Raw genomic sequence first — 18,734 nt, 5'->3', positions numbered from 1 at the left:
CCACCGGCGCAGTCGAGGCCACACAGGGTAGGAATCATGGCGATCGTCCGTTTCTTCGTCCGTCTGTTCGCGCTGATCGGGCTGCTGCTGGTGGGCGGCGCGGTGACGGTGGTGGTGCTGGCGGTCCGTCACGAACCGGCCCTGCCCGACGCCGTGGTGCTGGAACTCGACCTGACCGGGCCGCTGGCCGAGAGCGACGGCGGCCGGATCGACAGCCTGTTCGAACAGCGGACCACGCTGCGTCAGGTGCTGGATGCGCTGGACGCCGGCCGGCGCGACCCGCGGGTGAAGGGCGTGCTGGCCCGCTTCGGCGACGACGCCGTCGGCTTCGCCCAGACCCAGGAGCTGCGCGGCGCCATCGAGCGCTTCCGCTCCTCCGGCCGCTTCGCCGTCGCCTTCGCCGAGGAGTATGGCGGGGCGGGTCCGGGCAACCGCGCCTACCTGCTGGCCAGCGCCTTCGACGAGGTGTGGCTGCAACCGATGGGCACGCTCGGCATCACCGGCCTGTCGATGGAGCTGCCCTTCGCCCGCGAGGCCCTCGACCGGCTGGGCGTTCAGCCGAGCTTCGCCCAGCGCGAGGAATACAAGAGCTTCGCCGAGACCTTCACCACCGCCGGCATGACCCCGGCCAACCGCGAGATGATGGAGGGGCTGGTCGCCGACCTGTCCAACCAGCTGGTCGACGGCATCGCCAAGAGCCGGCGCCTCGCCCCCGCCACGGTGCGGGCGGCGATGGACAAGGCGCCGCTGCTGAGCCGCGAGGCGCTGGACCAGAAATTCGTCGACAAGCTCGGCTATGCCGACGAGGCGCGCGACGAGGCGCTGAAACGGGCCGGCGACGGGGCGGAGACGGTGGCGCCGGGCGACTATCTGGCGGTCGCCGGCAACCCCAACGGCAACGGGCCGACCATCGCCCTGATCAACGCCGTCGGCACCATCACCGGCGGCGAGAGCGGCAAGCCGGCGACGGGCGGCCTGTCCGCCGGCTCCGATACCATCGTCCAGGCCATCGAGGAGGCGGCCGACGATCCCGACGTGCGCGCCATCCTGTTCCGCATCGACAGCGGCGGCGGCGCCGTCTCCGCCTCCGAGGCGATCCGGCGGGCGCTGGTCCGGGCGCGGCAGAGCGGCAAGCCGGTGATCGCCAGCATGGGCGACGCCGCCGCGTCGGGCGGCTATTGGATCGCGCTGGCCGCCGACCGCATCGTCGCCTCCCCCGCCACCCTCACCGGCTCCATCGGCGTCGTCGCCGGCAAATTCGCCATCGGCGGGCTGTCGGACAAGCTGGGCGTCCATTGGGACGGGGTGCGGAGCGCCCGCAACGCCGGCATGTGGTCGCCGCTGCGCCCGTTCGGCGACAGCGAATCCGAACGGCTGACCGCCATCATCGACGACACCTACGCCAATTTCCTGCAACGGGTGGCCGAAGCGCGGCGGATGACGCCGGACCAGGCGCGCGGCATCGCCAAGGGCCGTGTCTGGACCGGCGCCCAGGCCCGCGACCTCGGCCTGATCGACGATCTCGGCGGCCAGGAACAGGCGCTGATCCTGGCCCGCACCGCCGCCGGCCTGGCCCCCGACGCCCCGGTGACGCTGGCCCCCTACCCGCCGCCGAAATCGGTGACCGACGAGTTGCTGGATCTGCTGGCCGGCAAGGGCAATCTGGTCGGCGCGCTGGCCACGGCGGCGGAACTGCGCCCGCTGCTGGCGGAACTGCGCCCGCTGCTCGCCGCCACCCAAGGTGCCGGGGAAGGCGTGCAGGCGCGCATGCCGGCGATGACGCTGGACCGGTGACGTCGCAGGAAACCACCCCTTGATCATCCCCCTCCTCCCGACGGGGAGGAGGGGGGTCTTCCCGTTCAGAGACCTTCACGTCCGAGACGCCCGACCATGACACACACCGCCGCCCACCCGTCGCCGACCGATGCCGCGGCGCACGTCTTCACCCACCAGGAAATCCTGCGGGTGTTCAGTGGCGTGGCGCTGGCGATGCTGATGGCGGCGATGGACCAGACCATCGTCGCCACCGCCCTGCCGACGATGGCGAGCCAGTTCGGCGGGCTGGACATGCTGCCCTGGGTGGTCACCGCCTATCTGCTGACCTCCACCACCACGACGCCGATCTACGGCAAGCTGTCCGACCTCTATGGCCGCAAGCGCGTGCTGCAAACGGCGATCCTGCTGTTCCTCGTCGGCTCGGCGCTGTGCGCCGCGGCGCAGAGCATGACGCAGCTGATCCTGTTCCGCGGCTTGCAGGGGCTGGGCGGCGGCGGGCTGATGGCGCTGGCCTTCACCATCATCGGCGATGTGGTCGCCCCGCGCGAGCGTGGGCGCTATCAGGGCATGATCGGCGGCGTCTTCGCCCTGGCCAGCGTCGCCGGGCCGCTGCTGGGCGGCATCTTCACCGAGACCATCGGCTGGCATTGGATCTTCCTGATCAACCTGCCGCTCGGCGTCGCGGCGCTCGCCATGACCCGCCGCACCCTGTCGCGCCTGCCCGCCGGCCGGGCGAGGCCGCGCATCGATCTGGCCGGGGCGGCCCTGCTCACCGGGGCGGTGACCAGCCTGCTGGTCGTCGCCACCCGCGGCGACGCCATGGGCTGGAGCGGCCCGGCGACCCTCGGCCTGCTGGCGGCGGGCCTCGTCATGCTGGCGGTCTTCCTGTGGCACGAGCGCCGGATCGAGGAGCCGATCCTGCCGTTGCACCTGTTCCGCCGTCCGGTGGTGGCGGTGGCGACGCCGGTGGTGGCGGTGTCGGCGATGGTGCTGTTCGCCGGCATCGTCTATCTGCCGCTCCATCTCCAGCTGGTCCGGGGCACCAGCGCCACGGTGTCGGGCCTGCTGCTGCTGCCGCTGGTGCTGGGCATGACCATCGGGTCGGTCGGCGGCGGGCGGTTGATCGCCAAGACAGGGCGCTACAAGGCGTTCCCTTTGGCCGGTCTGGCCCTGTCTGGGGTGATGTACGCCCTGCTCGGCGCCCTGCCGGCGCTGGCGGGGGATGGGCTGTGGTCGACGCTGATCCTGGTGCCGCTCGGCATGGGGCTTGGGCTGGTGATGCCGGTGATGACCGTCGCGGTCCAGAACGCGGTGGATCAGCGCGACCTGGGCGCCGCCACCGCGTCGGTCGGCTTCTTCCGCTCGCTCGGCGGCTCGGTCGGGGTCGCCGTGTTCGGCGCCGTCTTCAACGCGGTGGTGTCGGAGCGGCTGGCGGGCGCCGGCCTGTCCGGCCGCGCAGTGCTGGAGCATGGCGCCGCCGCCCTGGCGAGCCTGCCGCCGGCCGCCCGCGGCGGGGTGGTGGCGACGCTGGAGCATGGCTTCGCCACCCTGTTCCTGCTGGCCGCGGCGCTGGCGGTCGTCTCCTTCGCGATGACGCTGTTCCTGAAGGAGCTGCCGCTGCGCTCGGCCAGCCCCGGCCGCGCGGGAACCGACCCGGTGGCGGAGGGCTGACCGGCGGAGCGGACCGGATGGCCGATCAGGACTTGCCGCCGGGGAAATGCCGGGGCTGCCCCAGCCTGTCCTCGATATAGAGCAGATTGACCAGGACCAGCGCGACCACCGCGATCGGCGTCGCCAGGAACATGCCCATGACGCCGAACAGGACCCCGCCGGCGGCGATCGCCCCGATGGTGATCACCGGCGGCAGGTCGACGACCCGCTTCTGCAACAGCGGCGTGATCAGGTTCCCCTCCACCTGCTGGATGACCAGATAGAGCCCGGCGACCCACAGCGCATCCTGCGGCGACTGGGCGAAGCCGATCATCAGCGCCGGTACCGCCGCCAGCACGGGGCCGAGCAGCGGGATGAACTCCAGCAGCCCGGCCACCATGCCCAGCGCCAGCGCCGACGGGATGCCGAGCAGCCAGAGCCCGGCCGCGATCATCACGCCCACCGCCGCCATGGCGACGAACTGCCCGATGAGCCATTTCCACAGGCTGTCGCCGGCCACCGCCATCACCTCGCAGGCGCGCGTCTGCCCGGCCGGCGGCACCAGCAGGACCACGCCGCGCTGATAGACCCCCGGCGACGCCGCCAGATAGAGGGCCGCGAACATCACCACCACCGCGTCACCGACGACATAGACGAGGCCGGAGGCGACGGAGCCCAGCTGGTTCATCCAGGGCCAATCCCTGCCCTGCTCCAGGATTCGCTGGCGCCAGCCGTCGGGCAGCATGTCCATCGCCTTGGCGACCTGTTCCTGCAACTGGCCAAGCTGCGCCGCCATCGAGGTGCCCATCAGCCAGACGCCGCCACCGACCAGCAGGGCCAGCGTCACCAGCACGATGGCCAGCGACCAGCCATGACCGAGCCCGGCCGCCCGCTGGACCAGTCCGGTCAGCCGCTGGAGCAGGATGGCGAGCAGCACGCCGGTGAAGATCAGCAGCAGCGTGCCCGACACCCTCCACAGGAAGACCCCCAGCGCCGCCACCCCGGCGACGATCAGCACCTTCCAGGTGAAGACGGCCAGTTCGCCCCGCGCCCGCGCCACGCCATCGGGCGGCGGCTCCAGCGTTGTGCCGCCACCCGGCGGGGTGGCCCGGTAAGCCGCCGGCCGGCTGGGTGTCGCCATTTCTCCAATCTCCCGCACGCGCCGTCGGACCGACGGCCCCCTCGGAGAGGAACGCGCGAACCCCCCTGACGTTGCCGATCGTCGGCCGGCTAGTCCATCGGCGGTAGTCCGAAGATGGGTATGGAAGGCGTCCCGAACCGCCCCATATCAGTCGTGACGCCAAGGAGTCATTCTCGCTGATGTCACTCGAAGAGCCCGCCATCCGGCGGGCTTCTTTTTTGCCGCCGGGGCTTAGCGCCGGGCCTCCGGGGGAAACAGCAGGCTGATCCTCAGGCCCGGAGCGTTGTCGCCCAATTCCAGCCGGGCGCCATGCAGCGTCGCCACCGCATCGACCAGACTGAGCCCCAGCCCGTTGCCGGGCGATGCCCGCGCGGTGTCGAGCCTGACGAAGCGCTGCAACACCTTGTCGCGCATCTCGGCCGGGATGCCGGGGCCGCTGTCGGCCACCTCGATGCAAGCGGCCCGGCCGGGAGCCGGCCCCTCCAGCACCAGCGTGATGGTGCCGCCGTCCGGCGTGTATTTGATCGCGTTGTCCAGCAGGTTCGACACAGCCTGGGCCAGCAGCTGACCGTTGCCGTGGACGGCCGGCTTGGCGCGGATGTCGACCAGCAGGCGCTGCCCGCGCTCCTCCGCGACCGGCTCATAGAGGTCGGCGGCGAGCTCCACCACCTCGGCCAGCTCCACCGGCACGAAATCCTGGCGCTTGGCGCCCGACTCCGCCTCGGCGATCGACAGCAGGGCGGTGAAGGTGGCCAGCAGCCGGTCGGCCTCGACGATGGTGTCCTGCAGGACGGAGCGGTAGACCTCCGGGTCCTCGGTCTCGTGCAGCAGCGCCAGCTCGATGCGGGAGCGCAGCCGGGTCAGCGGCGTGCGCAGGTCGTGGGCGACGCTGTCGGTCACCTGCCGCATGCCGGTCATCAGCCGTTCGATGCGGTCGAGCATGGCGTTGAGGTTGCCGGCAAGCCGGTCCATCTCGTCGCCACCGCCGAATCGCGGCACCCGGCCGCTCAGGTCGCCGCCCATGATCCGGCGGGTGGTGCGGTTGATCGCCTCGATCCGCCGCATGGCGCCCCGGCTCATCAACAGCCCGCCGCCCAGCCCCAGCAGGGCGGTCGCCCCCAGGATCCAGCCCAGCGAACGGAACATGCGGGTGCGCAGCTGGTCGATCTCGCTCATGTCGCGGCCGACCAGCAGGCGGAATTGTCCCGGCAGCGTGAAGGTCACCGCCTGGGCGGTGGAGGGGCGGTCGTTCGCCCCGCCATAGTCGGCGACCTTGAAATGGGTCCAGCCGCTGGCGCTGGGCACCGCCGCCGGCCAGCCCGACAAGTTGCCGGCCAGGATCACCCCGGCCGCCGTGGTCAGCAGATAGATCGAGTTGTTGTTGGGCACCGAGCTGCGGGTCCGCACCACATCGACGAGGCCCGGCAAGCCGTAATTATGGTAATGGTCCTGGAGGCTGGCGACCTCCAGCGCGATGGTCTCGCCGATCTCCTGTTCGAGGAAGCCGGCCGTGGTCCGGTAGACCACGCCCAGGATCAGCCCGACCGACAGGACGAACATCCCCAGATAGAGCAGCGCCAGCCGGAAGGCCGTGGTGCGCGCCAGCCGAAGGCCGGCGGCGGTGAAGCCGTGCAGGCCGCCGGCCGCGCGCTCGGTCTTCATAAATCATGCTTCATCATGACGCCCGATCCTCAGCCCTCGCCGGCGCGCAGGCTGTAGCCGGCGCCGCGCACGGTGTGGATCAGCGGGGTGGGAAAATCCTTGTCGATCTTCTGGCGCAGACGGGCGATGTGCACGTCGATCACGTTGGTCTGGGGATCGAAGTGATAATCCCAGACATTCTCCAGCATCATGGTGCGGGTCACCACGCTGCCGGCGTTGCGCATCAGATATTCCAGCAGCGAGAATTCGCGCGGCAGCAGATCGATGGCCTTGCCGCAACGCTTGACGCTGCGCGACAGCAGGTCCAGCTCCAGGTCGCCGACCGCCAGACGGGTCTGCGGCTGTGCGGCGCCGCGCCGACGCACCAGCACCTCGATGCGGGCCAGCAGTTCGGAGAAGGCGAAGGGCTTGGTCAGGTAATCGTCGCCGCCGGCCTTCAGCCCCTTCACCCGGTCGTCGACGCTGCCCAGCGCCGACAGGAACAGCACCGGCGTGTCGTTGCCGGCCGCCCGCAGCACCTGAACCAGGGAGAGGCCGTCGCGGCCGGGCAGCATGCGGTCGACGATCATCACGTCGTAATGCTCGGCCCCGGCCAGGAACAGGCCTTCCTTCCCGTCGTTGGCGACGTCGACCACATGGCCGGCCTCCTTCAGCCCCTTGGCGAGGTAGCTGGCGGCCTGACGATCATCTTCGATGACGAGAATCTTCATGAGCACGAGTGTAGCCTCCCAAAACAGTCCGGCCAAGCACGAGCGAACAAATCCCTCTCCCGCCCCGGGAGAGGGAAGGGGCCCAAGCGGAGCGTGGGAAGGGTGAGGGGGATCCAAGGAACCATGCGGTTCGGGACTCTTGGTCTACCCCTCACCCTCCCCGCCTTCGGCGGGTCCCCTCCCTCTCCCGGGACGGGAGAGGGCGCGTCAACAGCAGGCCGAACCTCGCGTCACGCCTTCAGCTTCAGCGCGACGAAGGATTCGTTGCCCTGCCGGTTGATCAGCATCAACAGCGCCTTCTGCCCCGCCTTCTCGGCCTCGGTCACCTGACGGCGCACATCGGCCGGGCTCTTGACCTCGGTGTCGCCGATCCGCTCGATGACGTCGCCGGGACGGATCGGAACATCGACATTGGCGGCCAGTCCGGTCACCACCACGCCCTGGACCTCCTCGCCGATGCCCAGCCGCTTGCGCGCCGCCGGGTCCAGCGGCGCGAGCTTCAGCCCCTTCACCGGCGCCACCTCCTCACGCCCGGCGGAGCCCTTGCCGGTGTCGCCGTCGGCCGACGCCATCTGCTGCTGATCGGTCAGCCGGTCGATGCGCACCGCCACGGTCTTCTCCCGGCCGTCGCGCAGGATCTTCAGGTCCACCGTGTCGCCGGCCTTGGTCTCCGCGACGTTGCGGGTCAGGTCGCGCAGCGTGGTGACCGGCTTGCCGGCATAGCTCAGCACCACGTCGCCCTGATGCAGGCCGGCGCGCTGGGCCGGGCTGTCGGCGGTGACCTCGGCCACCAGGGCGCCCTTGGCGCCGGGCAGGCCGACGCTGTCGGCGATGTCCGGGGTCACCTCCTGGATCTTGACGCCGAGCCAGCCGCGCTCGACCTTGCCGCTGTCCTTCAACTGGGCCACCACCTCCTTGGCGAGGTTGGAGGGGATGGCGAAGCCGATGCCGACCGAGCCGCCGTTGGGCGAATAGATGGCGGTGTTGATGCCGATCACCCGACCGCTGAGATCGAAGGTCGGGCCGCCGGAATTGCCGCGGTTGATGGCGGCGTCGAGCTGGAAGTAATCGTCATAGGGACCGCTGTGGATGTCGCGGCCGCGGGCCGAGACGATGCCTTTGGTCACGGTGCCGCCCAGCCCGAACGGGTTGCCGACCGCCATCACCCAGTCGCCGACGCGCGTCTTGTCGCTGTCCGCCCAGTCGACGGCGGGCAGCGGCTTGTCGGACTTCACCTTCAGCAGGGCGAGGTCGGTCTTGGCGTCGCGGCCGATCACCTTGGCCGGCATGGCGGTGCCGTCCTGCAGGGTGACGGTGATCTCGCTGGCGCCGTCGATGACATGGTTGTTGGTCACGACATAGCCGGCCGGATCGATGATGAAGCCGGAACCGAGCGCCCCGGTCTTGCCATGCGGCTCCTGGTCGCCCTGGTCGCCCTGGTCGCCGCCGTTGCGGCCCATCTGATCCTGGAACTGGCGGAAGAACTCCTCGAACGGCGAGCCGGGCGGGAAGCCGGGGACGGCCGGGCCGCGCTGGGCCCGGGGTTCGGCCTTGGCCTCCTGGGTGGCGGCGATGTTGACGACGGCAGGGCTGACCTTGGCGGCGAGGTCGGCGAAGCTGGCCGGCGCGTCCTGCGCCATCGCGACGGCGGGCGGCGTGGCGCCGCTCTGCTGCGCCTGCGACGCCGCCCAGCCGGCCAGCGCCGGCCCCGCCAGCACCGTGGTTCCCAGCAGCAGGGCGGCGACGGTCCGGCGCAGGCGGCTGGAACGCGGGGAATTGGCGGGGGGAAGGGTGGTCATGACGGCAGCACTCCAATCAGGCGATTCCGACTGTCGGGAGGCGATGGAGGACGTCCGGGCCGCCGCATCACCTCACCGCTGTTGTCCTGAACATAGGAACGCGCCCTTCACCGCCGCCTTGCGACCGGATGAAAGAAATTTCAGGCGGTCGCCGGACCCGCGGACACGGGAGGGGTGGACTCCGGGTCTCAGTCCCCGATCAGGTGCAGCACGACCTCCCGCCGGTGTGGACGGGCGCGGTGTTCGAACAGGTAGATGCCCTGCCAACTGCCCAGCGCCGGCTCGCCCGCCACCACCGGAATCGACAGGCTGACCCCGGTCAGGGCGGAGCGGATATGGGCGGGCATATCGTCCGGTCCCTCGGTGGTGTGGGCGTAGTGCGACGGATCCTCCGCCACCAGACGGCGGAAGAATCGCAGCAGGTCGGCCTGCACATCGGGATCGGCATTCTCCTGAATGGTCAGCGAGGCGGAGGTGTGCCGGCAGAACACGGTCAGCAGCCCGGTCTCCACCGCCTGCTCCGCCACCCAGCGCCGCACCTGGGCGGTCACCTCGAACAGCCCGGCGCCACGGGTGGGAACGGTCAGCGTCGTGGTCGCTTGTCGCATCGCGGCGGTCTCCTTCGGTTGCAACGGCTTGGTTCCGGGAGCGAGACATACCAGATCAGGGTACCCGAACCGCCAGGGAAGAGGACGGCGCATGGACATCACCGGCACCCACAGCGTCCCCGGACCGCGCGACCGCGTGTTCGCGGCGCTCTGCGACCCGGCGGTCCTGATGCGCTGCATCCCCGTGCTGGAGGAGATGGAGCGGCTGTCCGCCACCGACTATGCGGCACGGGTGCGCACCACCCTGGGGCCGATGAAGGCCCGCTTTTCCGGCCGGCTGCGGCTGGAGCCGGAGGACGGCCCCCATCGCTACCGGCTGGTCGCCCAGGGCGATGGCGGGTTGGCCGGCGCGGTGAAGGGCGAGGCGCTGGTGGTGCTGGTGGAGGAGGAAGGACGTACCCTGCTGACCTACAGCCTGTCGGTGGCGCTGGGCGGAGCCGTCGGCCGGCTGGCGGTGAAGCTGGTGCAGGCCAAGACCGACCGGGTGCTCGCCGCCTTCTTCGAGCGCTTCGCCGAGGAGGTCGGCGACCGCGACGGCTGATCCGGCGCATGGTGCGGCGGCCAATGCGGCAGAATGCCGCAGCCTCGCGGGTGGAACAGCGGCTTTCGCAAGCGCAGCAACCTGGGTCAGGATGGATGGCGTCGCGGGTGCACATAGCCGGTGGAGATGCCGAGTGGACATGGTCGAGCCCACTACCCCTTCCCTTGCCCCTTCCCTTGCCCCTTCCCTCACCCTCGGCCCCGTCGCCGATCGGGAAGGCCGCCCGCCGGAGGATGCCGCGACCGACCGCATGATCTTCGGCCGCATCCTGGCGCTCGCGGCGGCCGATCCGGCGCGGACGATGACGCGGGCGCTGGCGCTGTCCGGAGTGGAACTGGCCGAACTTGCCATCCGCCACGCCCCGCAGTTCGCCGCCTTGATCGCTGCCCTGCCGGACGAAGCGGAAACCGGTGAGGATGCCATCGAGGAGGCCGACCTGCGCGCCTTCCTGGTCGAACATGGGGCCAGGGGCGCGGACGAGGAGCGCTGGCTGGGCGCCATCCTGGCCCGCCGGTCGCTGGAGCCGAACCATCTGTGGCAGGACATGGGCTTCCACGACCGCGGCGAACTCAACACCATGTTCCGTCGCCATTTTCCGGCGCTGGTGGCGTTGAATGCCGGCGACATGAAGTGGAAGAAGTTCTTCTACCGCCAGCTTTGCGAACGGGAGGGGCTGTTGCTGTGCAAATCCCCCAACTGCGAGGTCTGCGACGACGTCGAAGTTTGTTTCGGCGACGAGGCCGGCGACCCGCTCTCCGCCCTTTCCCGCCTCTCCCGCAATGGGTAAAGGGCATTGGTGTCCATTGAATTTCCGCGCGCCTCACATCCCGGACGAGTCGGTCTGAAACAATCGCGCTCTAACGCGGCTGGGCGCCGAGATCCTCGAAGGTCAACCCCTTGTCGGTGCGGCGGAAGCGGCCCTTGCCGTTGACGGTCAACGGCGGCTGTCCCGGATGCGGCACGAAGGTGGCGGAGTAATAGCAGTCATGGGAACCGGCGGCATCCTTGCCGCCCTCCTGCCCGCCACCCTTCGCCTCGGCTTTTGGTTTTGCCTCGACACAGCCCTGCTTGCGGAAATTGTCGAAGGCGCGGAAGGCGGCGTTGCCCTGCCGCTCCAACGCGCGGCGGGTGTGCGCCTCCACCAGCTTGCGCATGTCGCCTTCCGACGGCTCACCCGAACAGGCGGCGAGCGGCAGGCTGGCGAGCAACAGGACGGAAAGCGGCAGGCGCGGCCTCACCGCCCCCCCAGCAGCCTGTCCACCCGCTCCTTCAGCGCGGCGAAGGAGGGCGGCTTGACCACGAAGCCGTTGACGCCGAGCGCCATCGCCTGCTTCACGATCTCCGATTCGGTGTGATTGGTCAGGAAGACCACCGGCGCGCGTGGGTTGGCGGCGTCGGCGCTGGCGCGCAGGCGGGCCAGGAACTGGAGACCGGAGACCGGCTTCATGTCGATATCGCAGACGATCAGTTCGGGATTGACCCGGATGCATTCCTGCATCGCCGTCTCGCCATTGTCCGCCTCCGCCACGTCGCGGAAGCCGATCTGGCTCAGGATCTGAACGATGGTGCGGCGGACGAAGGGTTGATCCTCCACCACCAGAATCCGATGCTGGGAATAGTCGATCACCGGCGTGTCCATTCCCACCTCTCCCACCAGAAGCCCGTGCTCCACTGATACCGCTCCGGCCGGCGACGGGCAACCGATGCTCGGTTACCGGACGCTGGAATTTGATTTTGGTTCTGTAAAATTCCGAACGGTCCGCATCAGGGCCTACGGGACGCGCGCCCGCCACCGGGCGAAGATCAGGCGGCGACATCGATCGGCGGCCGATCCCTGGTGGCGGTCTCCACGGCGCGGGTGAAATCGCGGGCCATCGCCTCCGCGACGAAGGCGAGATGGATGCGGTTGTGCTCGACCGCCTTCACCACGATCTCGGTCTCGGCGCCGAAACGGTCGAGCCGGAGATGACCGACGGCCCCGGCGAGCGAGCGGCCGTCGGTCGCCGTCACCGGGTCGATCATGGCACCACCGACGGACAGGTTGCGCACGGTCACCGCCAGACGGTCGCCGCCGACCAGCAGCGTCCCCGTCTCATCGACCTGGTAGCGCGGCTTGCGCCGCCGGTCGGCGTCGCCGGTGGAGGTGCGGACGATGCGGACCAGGACCTTGCGCAGGGACTCTATGGATCGGGCGACATCGCCCGATCCGTTCTTGACGTGGGCCGCCTGCGCGCCGGTGCGGTCGGCCTCCGCCGAGACGGCGGCGATGCGGTGCGACACCTCTTGCGCGGCGGTGGAGGTTTCCACCACGTTGCGGCTGATCTCCTGGGTCGCCGCCGCCTGCTCCTCCATCGCCGCGGCGATCGAACCGGCGATGTGGTCGATCTCGGCGATCGTCCGGCCGATCTCCTCCACCGCCCACACCGCCTCGTCGGTCACCGCCTGGATGGCGGTGATCTGGCGGGTGATCTCCTCGGTCGAGGCCGCGGTCTGGTTGGCGAGGCTCTTGACCTCGCTGGCGACGACGGCGAAACCCTTGCCGGCCTCCCCCGCCCGCGCCGCCTCGATCGTGGCGTTCAGCGCCAGCAGGTTGGTCTGGCCGGCGATCGACTGGATGAGGTTCACCACCTCGCCCACCTTCGCCACGGTCTCCGACAGCGAGCGGATGGTGGCCTGGGTGTTGTGGCCATTCTCCACCGCGCGGCGGGTCACTGCGCTGGAATGGGCGACCTGGGACGAGATCTCGCGGATGGAGGCAGCGAGCTGCTCGCTGGCGGCGGCGACCGTCTGGGCGTTGGCCAGCGCCTGCCCGGCGGCCGAGGCCACGGTCTGGGCGTTGATGCTGACCCGCTCCGCCGACCCGGACATCCCTTCGGCATCCTCGGCCATGGCCCCGGTCCGCTGGGCGACCTCCTCCACCGCGCGGCCGGCCTCGCGTTCCACCGTGGCGGCCATCGCCTCCAGTGCGTCGCGCCGCTCCTCGTCGGCCTGCCGGGCGCGCTCGACGCGCTCCTGCACGGCATAGCAGAGCCGGGCCTTCAGGCCGCGAAGCTGCCCGGCGATGGGATGGAACTCCGCCGCCGCCGGCAGGTCGATGATGTGGGACTGGTCGTTGCGGGCGATGGCGTCGAAATCGGCGGCGAAGGCGGCGAGCGGACGGCGCACGGTGTGCAGCAGCATCAGACCGCAGGACAGGGCCGCCACCAGAACGACGAGCCCGGCGCCGACGGCGAAGACCAGATGCCAGCGGAAATCCTCCAGCGCCCGGTCATAGTCGGCCCTGGCGACGGTCAATTGCAGTTGCAGCAGGTCGGCGCTGGTCTGGAAGGCGGCCTGGAACAGCGGCTCCACCTGATCGCGGACCAGCGCCTCCAGCCGCAGCGGATCGCCCTGGCGCGCCAGTTCCACCGCCGGCTTCAGCCCGCCCGCCTGGAAGGCGGCGCGCTGCTCGGCGAAGCGCCCGGCCAACACCGTCTCCTCGGGCGTCATATGGGTGGCGGCGAATCCGGTCCACAACGCGTCGATGGCGGCGGTGTCGGCGGCGATGCGCGCCTGGCGCTCGGCCATCCTCCCGCCGCCGCCGTCACGGGCGCCGCGGGCGTCGATGATCAGGCTCTGCAACGTCTGCACCTGATCGCGCATATGGTCGAGGATGCCGCCGAGCTGCACCGCCGGCACCGTCCGATCCTCGTACACCGCCTTCAACGACGCGTTGCTGGCGGCCATGCCGCCCAGGGTGACGCCGCCGACCACCAGCATCGACAGGATCATGAAGGCGAAGATCATGACCAGACGTCCGGTCACCGTCGCGGTCCAGCGCCGCAACGCCGATCCGGCGCCACGGCCGACCGCCTGCCCGTCCCGCACCATCAGATGGCGCGCGCGCCCTTCGCGGATATCGGTGTAGAGCCGTTCCGCCGCTGCCACCTGCCCGCGCACCGGCTTGGTGCGGATGGAGATGAAGCCGGTCACCTGTCCATTCTCGATCACCGGCGTGACATTGGCCCGCACCCAGTAGAAGTCACCCGACTTCGTCCGGTTCTTCACCAGCCCTTCCCACGGCCGCCCGTCCTTGATGGTCGTCCAAAGGTCGGCGAACGCCTCCTTCGGCATGTGGGGATGGCGGATCAGATTGTGCGGCGCCCCGATCAATTCGGCTTCGGAATAGCCGCTGATGTCGACGAAGGCCTTGTTGACGAAGGTGATGCGCCCGCCCGTGTCTGTGCGCGACACCAGCAGGACACCGTCCTCCATGATGATTTCGCGGTCGGTGATCGGTTCGTTGAGACGCATGGACGGAACCTCGTCGGACAAGGGAGGATTTCGGCGGCGTATCGCTACGCAACCATGATTTGGGGCAACAGGCGCCGCACAGCCGAAAAGAGGCACTGGTTCGGCAAAATAGCGGAATTGCGTTTCATCTACCTTGGGTAAACACCCTTGCGCACTGATGCAGATCAAATGAGCAAGCGGGGTGTCCTGTACATCGGCGTCTCTGAAATCCCTCCCTCGGGAGAAACCCCTATGGACGGACTTGGCGGCCGACGCCGCCGATCACGACGCGCGCCGGGCTCCGGTCGGGCCGGTCGTCGCGTCGCCCCAACACGAGCGGGAATTCACCATAGAATCGGCGATTTTCAAAATGACAGTTCCGGGAAATCGCAATGATCATCCCCATAAGAAGATGATCATAAAAGAAAGACCCCTCACTCGACTTGAGTGAGGGGTCTTGTTGGTGCGACACTTCGCCGCATTATTTGCTGTCGCCCGGAAAGCGGCCTGATCGGGTCAGGACTTCGCCATCAACTGTTCCAGCCAGTGGATGTCGTAATTGCCATCGATGAAGGCCTGCTCGGCGATGATGCGGTCATGCAGCGGCAGCGTCGTCTGGATGCCGCCGATCACATACTCCTCGATGGAGCGGCGCAGGCGCATCAGGCACTCGTTGCGGGTGGTGCCATGGACGACCAGCTTGGCGATCAGGCTGTCGTAATGCGACGGCACGCGATAGCCGTCATAGAGCGCCGAATCGACGCGAACCCCCAGGCCGCCCGGCGCGTGATAGCCGTCGATCTTGCCCGGCGACGGGATGAAGGTCTCCGGATTCTCCGCGTTCACCCGGCATTCGATGGCATGGCCCTCGAAGCGGATGTCCGACTGGCCGTAGCCCAGCGGCGCGCCGGCGGCGACGCGGATCTGTTCGCGCACCAGATCGATGCCGGTGATCATCTCGGTGATGGTGTGCTCGACCTGAAGGCGGGTGTTCATCTCGATGAAATAGAACTGCCCATCCTCATAGAGGAACTCCATCGTGCCGACGCCGCGGTAGCCGATGGCCGCCGCCGTCTTCGCCGCCAGCTCGCCGATATAGGCGCGCTGCTCGGTGTTCAGCGCCGGGCTCGGCGCCTCCTCGATCACCTTCTGGTGCCGGCGCTGGACCGAGCAGTCGCGCTCGCCGAAATGCACGCAGGTGCCGTGGGTGTCGCCCAGCAGCTGGATCTCGATGTGCCGCGGACGGCCGAGATACTTCTCCAGATAGACCTCGTCGTTGCCGAAGGCGGCGCGCGCCTCGGCCCGGGCGAACTGGTAGGCCTCCTTGAGCTGGTCGGGGTTGCGGGCGACCTTCATGCCCTTGCCGCCGCCGCCGGCCGCCGCCTTGATCAGCACCGGATAGCCGGTCTCGTGGGCGACCTTCTCCGCCTCCTCCAGCGTCGAGACCGGGCCGTCGGAGCCGGGCACCACCGGCAGCCCCTGCTCCATCACCGTCTTCTTGGCGGTGACCTTGTCGCCCATGATCCGGATATGCTCCGGCGTCGGGCCGATGAAGGTGAAGCCGTGTTCCTCCACCATCTCGGCGAACTGGGCGTTCTCCGACAGGAAGCCGATGCCGGGATGGATGGCGTCGACATTGGTGATCGCCGCCGCCGACAGGATGGCCGGAATGTTGAGATAGCTGTCCCGCGCCGACGCCGGGCCGATGCACACGCTCTCGTCGGCGAGGCGGACATGCATGGCGTCGGCGTCGGCGGTGGAATGCACCGCCACGGTCTGGATCCCCATCTCGCGGCAGGCGCGGTGGATGCGCAGAGCGATCTCACCACGGTTCGCGATCAGGACCTTTTCGAACATCGCCAAGGGAATGCCCCGCTTACTCGATGATGAGGAGAACTTCGCCGAATTCGACCGGCTGGGCGTCGGACACCAGCACCTCGGCCACGGTGCCGCCACGCGGCGCCTTGATCGGGTTCATGACCTTCATCGCCTCGATGATCAACACGGTCTGGCCGGCCTTGACCACGTCGCCCGGACGGACGAAGGGCGTGCCGCCCGGCTCGGCCGCCAGATAGGCGGTGCCGACCATCGGCGAGGTCACGGCGCCCGGATGGCTCGCCGGCTTGCCCGCCGGAGCGGCCGGGGCGGCCACCACCGGGGCGGCCGCCAGGACCGGGGCGGCCTGGACGGCGACCGTCTGGGCGGCGGTCGGGCGGGTGACGCGGATGCGCTTTTCGCCCTCGGCGAACTCGATCTCGCTCAAGCCCGTCTCACGCAGGAGGTCCGCCAGCTTGCGGACCAGATCGCCGTCGATGTCGAAGCTCGCCATGATGTCAGTCGTTCCCGTTTCCTTAATCGCGGTCGATGATGTTCGCGATGGCGTCCAGCGCCAGAAGATACCCGTGCGGCCCGAATCCGCAAATCATCCCCCTCGCCACCGGCGAGATGTAGGAGTGATGACGGACCGGCTCGCGCTTGAAGATGTTCGACAGATGAACCTCGATCACCGGCAGCTCCGACAGGATCAGACTGTCCATGATCGCCACCGAGGTGTGGGTGTAGGCGCCGGCGTTGATGACGATGCCGTCATTCTCCGTGCGCGCCTGCTGAATCCACGAAACCAGCTCGCCCTCGTGGTTCGACTGCCGGAAATCCACGGTCAGACCCAGCGTGTCGGCGCGCTCGTGGCAGGCGGCCTCCAGATCGTCCAGGGTCATCGACCCGTAGATTTGCGGCTCCCGCACACCCAGCATGTTGAGGTTAGGCCCGTTGAGGACCAGAATCGACGCGTCGATGGCCACGGCCCGCGCCCCTTTTCCATGATCGAAACCGCGCGTTTATAGCACGATGCACCGTTCTGTCCATGGCAACGGGGCCTTGCCATGCGGAAAAGCGCGACCCACCCCACCCGATCAGCGGAAAAGGGCGGAAAAGCCACAGGAGATCACCTGGCCGTGCCGGAGGCCGCGGCCGCCTCCCTGGCGCGCCGGCCGGCCGGATCGGTGTAGAGATCGTTGACGCGCTGGACATGCACCGCCGTCGCCTCGCGGATGGCGAAGATCGCCTTGCGCGCCCGTCCGCCCCAGCCAGCCGGCTGCTTGGCGAAGATCGACCGGAAGAACCGCGTGTTCTTCAGGAAGGCCTGACGCAGGTTCAGATCGACGTCGCCGAACCGGTCGCTGAGCGACGAGGCGACGCGCTGGGCGAAGAATTGCCGGATCTTGAAATGCCCGGCCAGGAACAGGCCGCCGAGCAGCAGGGCGGCGCCGACCGGACGCAGCGGCAGCCCGCTCTCGACACCATCCCACAGCCAGCCCAGGAAGGCGCCGAAACCGCCGCCCACCGTCTGGATCACAGCCCCCAGCGACGCCAGCAGCAGAACGCCCCACACCGCGTCGCCGATCAGTACGCGGCTGCGCCATGCCGCCATCGCCTCGCGCAGTTTCGGCACGACCTCCCCCTCCAGCTCCTTGGTCAGGCTGTCGATGGAGCCGATGATGCGGTAGGCGCGGGCGACCTCCACCTCGCTGATGCGGGTCTGGATTTCGGCGAGGTCATGGTCACGGCGCGCCTCGTAGCGGGCGCGGCGGCCGTCATCCTCGATATCGACGGCGGAACGCTGGTCGTAGATGGCGTAGAAGCGGCCCGACACCAGCCCGGCCTGGGCGATGGCGCGCTGCCAGGCGCCGAACACCGCCTCCAGATTGTCCTCTTTCGCCGTGGTATCGACCTGATTGAGGATGTAGCAGACCTTGCGGGCGTCGGCGCGGTTGACCGTCTTGGCGACCAGATGCCGCAGCGTGTCCTGCATGGCCCCCGGTTCGGGGTGGCGGGCGTCGAAGAAGACGAGCACGAGGTCCGACAGCTCGACGATATGGTCGACCAGCCGCAGGACGGAGCGGCGCTGGTCGTCGGCGTCGAAGCCCGGCGAATCGATGAAAATCTTGCCCTTGGTCCGCGGCCCGGCCAGCGTCTTCAGTTGCAGGTAATTGTCGATGCGTTTGCCCTCGCCGGCCGCCACCTTCTCGATCTCGTCGGCGATGCGGTAGAAGGGAAAGCGCGGATCGGCGTTCAGCGCGGTGCCGGGCAGCGCCTCCTTGCGGGTCTCCGGCCCGTGACAGATGACGGTGAACTTGTCGTCGACCGCCTGGTTGCCGGTGTTCTGAAGCACCTCCCCCAGATAGCCGTTGAGAAAGGTCGATTTGCCGGCCGAGAAGGTGCCGAGCACGGCCACCATCGGCCACCAGGGGATGCGGGTGGTCAGCGAGTCGTGACGCTCGATCAGCCCGAGTCCGGCCAGGATGCGGTCGAAGGCGCGGAAGGTCGGAATGACCGGCAACAGGTTGGGATTCTCCGCGCGCAGGTGGGCATCCAAAGCCGCGAGGCGCTGCTGAAGGGCTTGCCGGGGGGTCATGGGCGGGTGAATTCCACTGTTGCACGGGCTTGAGGAGTGAGCGGCGTCGGGGCGCGCGCCAAGGCGCGCGCAAGCCGGATGCCGGCCCCGGACCGACGGCGATTGTCTAGCACGGGCTGGGCCGGCATCCGGCATGAAATCGCCCTCATCTTCGGCGCCGG

Annotated in this window: 16 protein-coding genes; 4 read left to right on the top strand and 12 right to left on the bottom strand. The window is 69.1% G+C overall.

Annotation, left to right across the window (positions count from 1 at the left end; all coding sequences use genetic code 11):
• The first annotated feature begins 36 nt into the window (after window positions 1-36).
• Together sppA and AZL_RS05735 are read left to right on the top strand one after the other, a co-directional pair.
• A complete protein-coding gene (sppA, locus tag AZL_RS05740; protein ID WP_012973708.1) occupies window positions 37-1,794 on the top strand; it encodes a signal peptide peptidase SppA in 1,758 nt (585 codons plus the stop codon).
• 96 nt (window positions 1,795-1,890) lie between these two features.
• Window positions 1,891-3,447, top strand: coding sequence for an MDR family MFS transporter (locus AZL_RS05735; RefSeq protein ID WP_012973707.1), 1,557 nt, complete (start codon window positions 1,891-1,893; stop codon window positions 3,445-3,447).
• 25 nt (window positions 3,448-3,472) lie between these two features.
• Here AZL_RS05735 and AZL_RS05730 read toward each other — a convergent pair whose 3' ends face one another.
• The 5 genes from AZL_RS05730 to AZL_RS05710 all read right to left on the bottom strand — a co-directional run bounded on the left by AZL_RS05730 (window position 3,473) and on the right by AZL_RS05710 (window position 9,346).
• Window positions 3,473-4,567 carry an AI-2E family transporter gene (locus AZL_RS05730; RefSeq protein WP_052293635.1) on the bottom strand — a complete coding sequence of 365 codons (1,095 nt, stop codon included), beginning with the start codon at window positions 4,565-4,567 and terminating at the stop codon, window positions 3,473-3,475.
• A 231-nt stretch (window positions 4,568-4,798) separates the two neighbouring features.
• Entirely contained in the window at window positions 4,799-6,229 is a 1,431-nt protein-coding gene (locus AZL_RS05725) for a HAMP domain-containing sensor histidine kinase (protein ID WP_012973705.1), read from the bottom strand.
• A gap of 29 nt (window positions 6,230-6,258) precedes the next feature.
• Window positions 6,259-6,939: a winged helix-turn-helix domain-containing protein gene (locus AZL_RS05720; protein ID WP_012973704.1), complete on the bottom strand. Its 681-nt coding sequence runs from the start codon at window positions 6,937-6,939 to the stop codon at window positions 6,259-6,261.
• Between the two features lie 230 nt (window positions 6,940-7,169).
• The gene (locus tag AZL_RS05715; protein ID WP_012973703.1) at window positions 7,170-8,738 is read right to left on the bottom strand and encodes a DegQ family serine endoprotease; all 1,569 of its coding nucleotides are present in this window, start codon (window positions 8,736-8,738) and stop codon (window positions 7,170-7,172) included.
• Window positions 8,739-8,926: 188 nt separating this feature from the next.
• Window positions 8,927-9,346, bottom strand: a complete 420-nt coding sequence (locus tag AZL_RS05710; protein ID WP_012973702.1) for a secondary thiamine-phosphate synthase enzyme YjbQ — start codon at window positions 9,344-9,346, stop codon at window positions 8,927-8,929.
• A gap of 91 nt (window positions 9,347-9,437) precedes the next feature.
• Between AZL_RS05710 and AZL_RS05705 the strand changes: the two genes are divergently transcribed.
• Together AZL_RS05705 and AZL_RS05700 are read left to right on the top strand one after the other, a co-directional pair.
• Entirely contained in the window at window positions 9,438-9,887 is a 450-nt protein-coding gene (locus AZL_RS05705) for a CoxG family protein (protein ID WP_012973701.1), read from the top strand.
• Window positions 9,888-10,026: 139 nt separating this feature from the next.
• Window positions 10,027-10,674 carry a nitrogen fixation protein NifQ gene (locus AZL_RS05700; RefSeq protein ID WP_042443578.1) on the top strand — a complete coding sequence of 216 codons (648 nt, stop codon included), beginning with the start codon at window positions 10,027-10,029 and terminating at the stop codon, window positions 10,672-10,674.
• A 70-nt stretch (window positions 10,675-10,744) separates the two neighbouring features.
• On the opposite strand, the gene AZL_RS05695 is transcribed toward AZL_RS05700, so the two are convergent.
• The 7 genes from AZL_RS05695 to AZL_RS05665 all read right to left on the bottom strand — a co-directional run bounded on the left by AZL_RS05695 (window position 10,745) and on the right by AZL_RS05665 (window position 18,573).
• Window positions 10,745-11,125, bottom strand: coding sequence for a hypothetical protein (locus AZL_RS05695; protein WP_042442613.1), 381 nt, complete (start codon window positions 11,123-11,125; stop codon window positions 10,745-10,747).
• Complete coding sequence (locus AZL_RS05690; RefSeq protein ID WP_042442612.1) at window positions 11,122-11,526, bottom strand: response regulator; 405 nt, start codon at window positions 11,524-11,526, stop codon at window positions 11,122-11,124. The genes AZL_RS05695 and AZL_RS05690 overlap by 4 nt, the downstream gene beginning before the upstream one ends.
• Before the next feature lie 164 nt (window positions 11,527-11,690).
• Window positions 11,691-14,180: a methyl-accepting chemotaxis protein gene (locus AZL_RS37495; protein WP_012973698.1), complete on the bottom strand. Its 2,490-nt coding sequence runs from the start codon at window positions 14,178-14,180 to the stop codon at window positions 11,691-11,693.
• Between the two features lie 495 nt (window positions 14,181-14,675).
• On the bottom strand, window positions 14,676-16,016 hold the full coding sequence (accC, locus tag AZL_RS05680; protein ID WP_012973697.1) for an acetyl-CoA carboxylase biotin carboxylase subunit: 1,341 nt from the start codon (window positions 16,014-16,016) through the stop codon (window positions 14,676-14,678).
• 19 nt (window positions 16,017-16,035) lie between these two features.
• Window positions 16,036-16,488 carry an acetyl-CoA carboxylase biotin carboxyl carrier protein gene (gene accB / locus AZL_RS05675; RefSeq protein WP_012973696.1) on the bottom strand — a complete coding sequence of 151 codons (453 nt, stop codon included), beginning with the start codon at window positions 16,486-16,488 and terminating at the stop codon, window positions 16,036-16,038.
• Window positions 16,489-16,510: 22 nt separating this feature from the next.
• Window positions 16,511-16,960 carry a type II 3-dehydroquinate dehydratase gene (gene aroQ / locus AZL_RS05670; RefSeq protein WP_012973695.1) on the bottom strand — a complete coding sequence of 150 codons (450 nt, stop codon included), beginning with the start codon at window positions 16,958-16,960 and terminating at the stop codon, window positions 16,511-16,513.
• Between the two features lie 143 nt (window positions 16,961-17,103).
• Entirely contained in the window at window positions 17,104-18,573 is a 1,470-nt protein-coding gene (locus AZL_RS05665; RefSeq protein ID WP_012973694.1) for a dynamin family protein, read from the bottom strand.
• Window positions 18,574-18,734: the final 161 nt, after the last annotated feature.

Source organism: Azospirillum sp. B510, from assembly GCF_000010725.1.
GTDB classification, from domain to species: domain Bacteria; phylum Pseudomonadota; class Alphaproteobacteria; order Azospirillales; family Azospirillaceae; genus Azospirillum; species Azospirillum lipoferum_B.
Note: the sequence above shows the minus strand (reverse complement) of the source record. Positions and strands in the feature narration are given on the sequence as shown.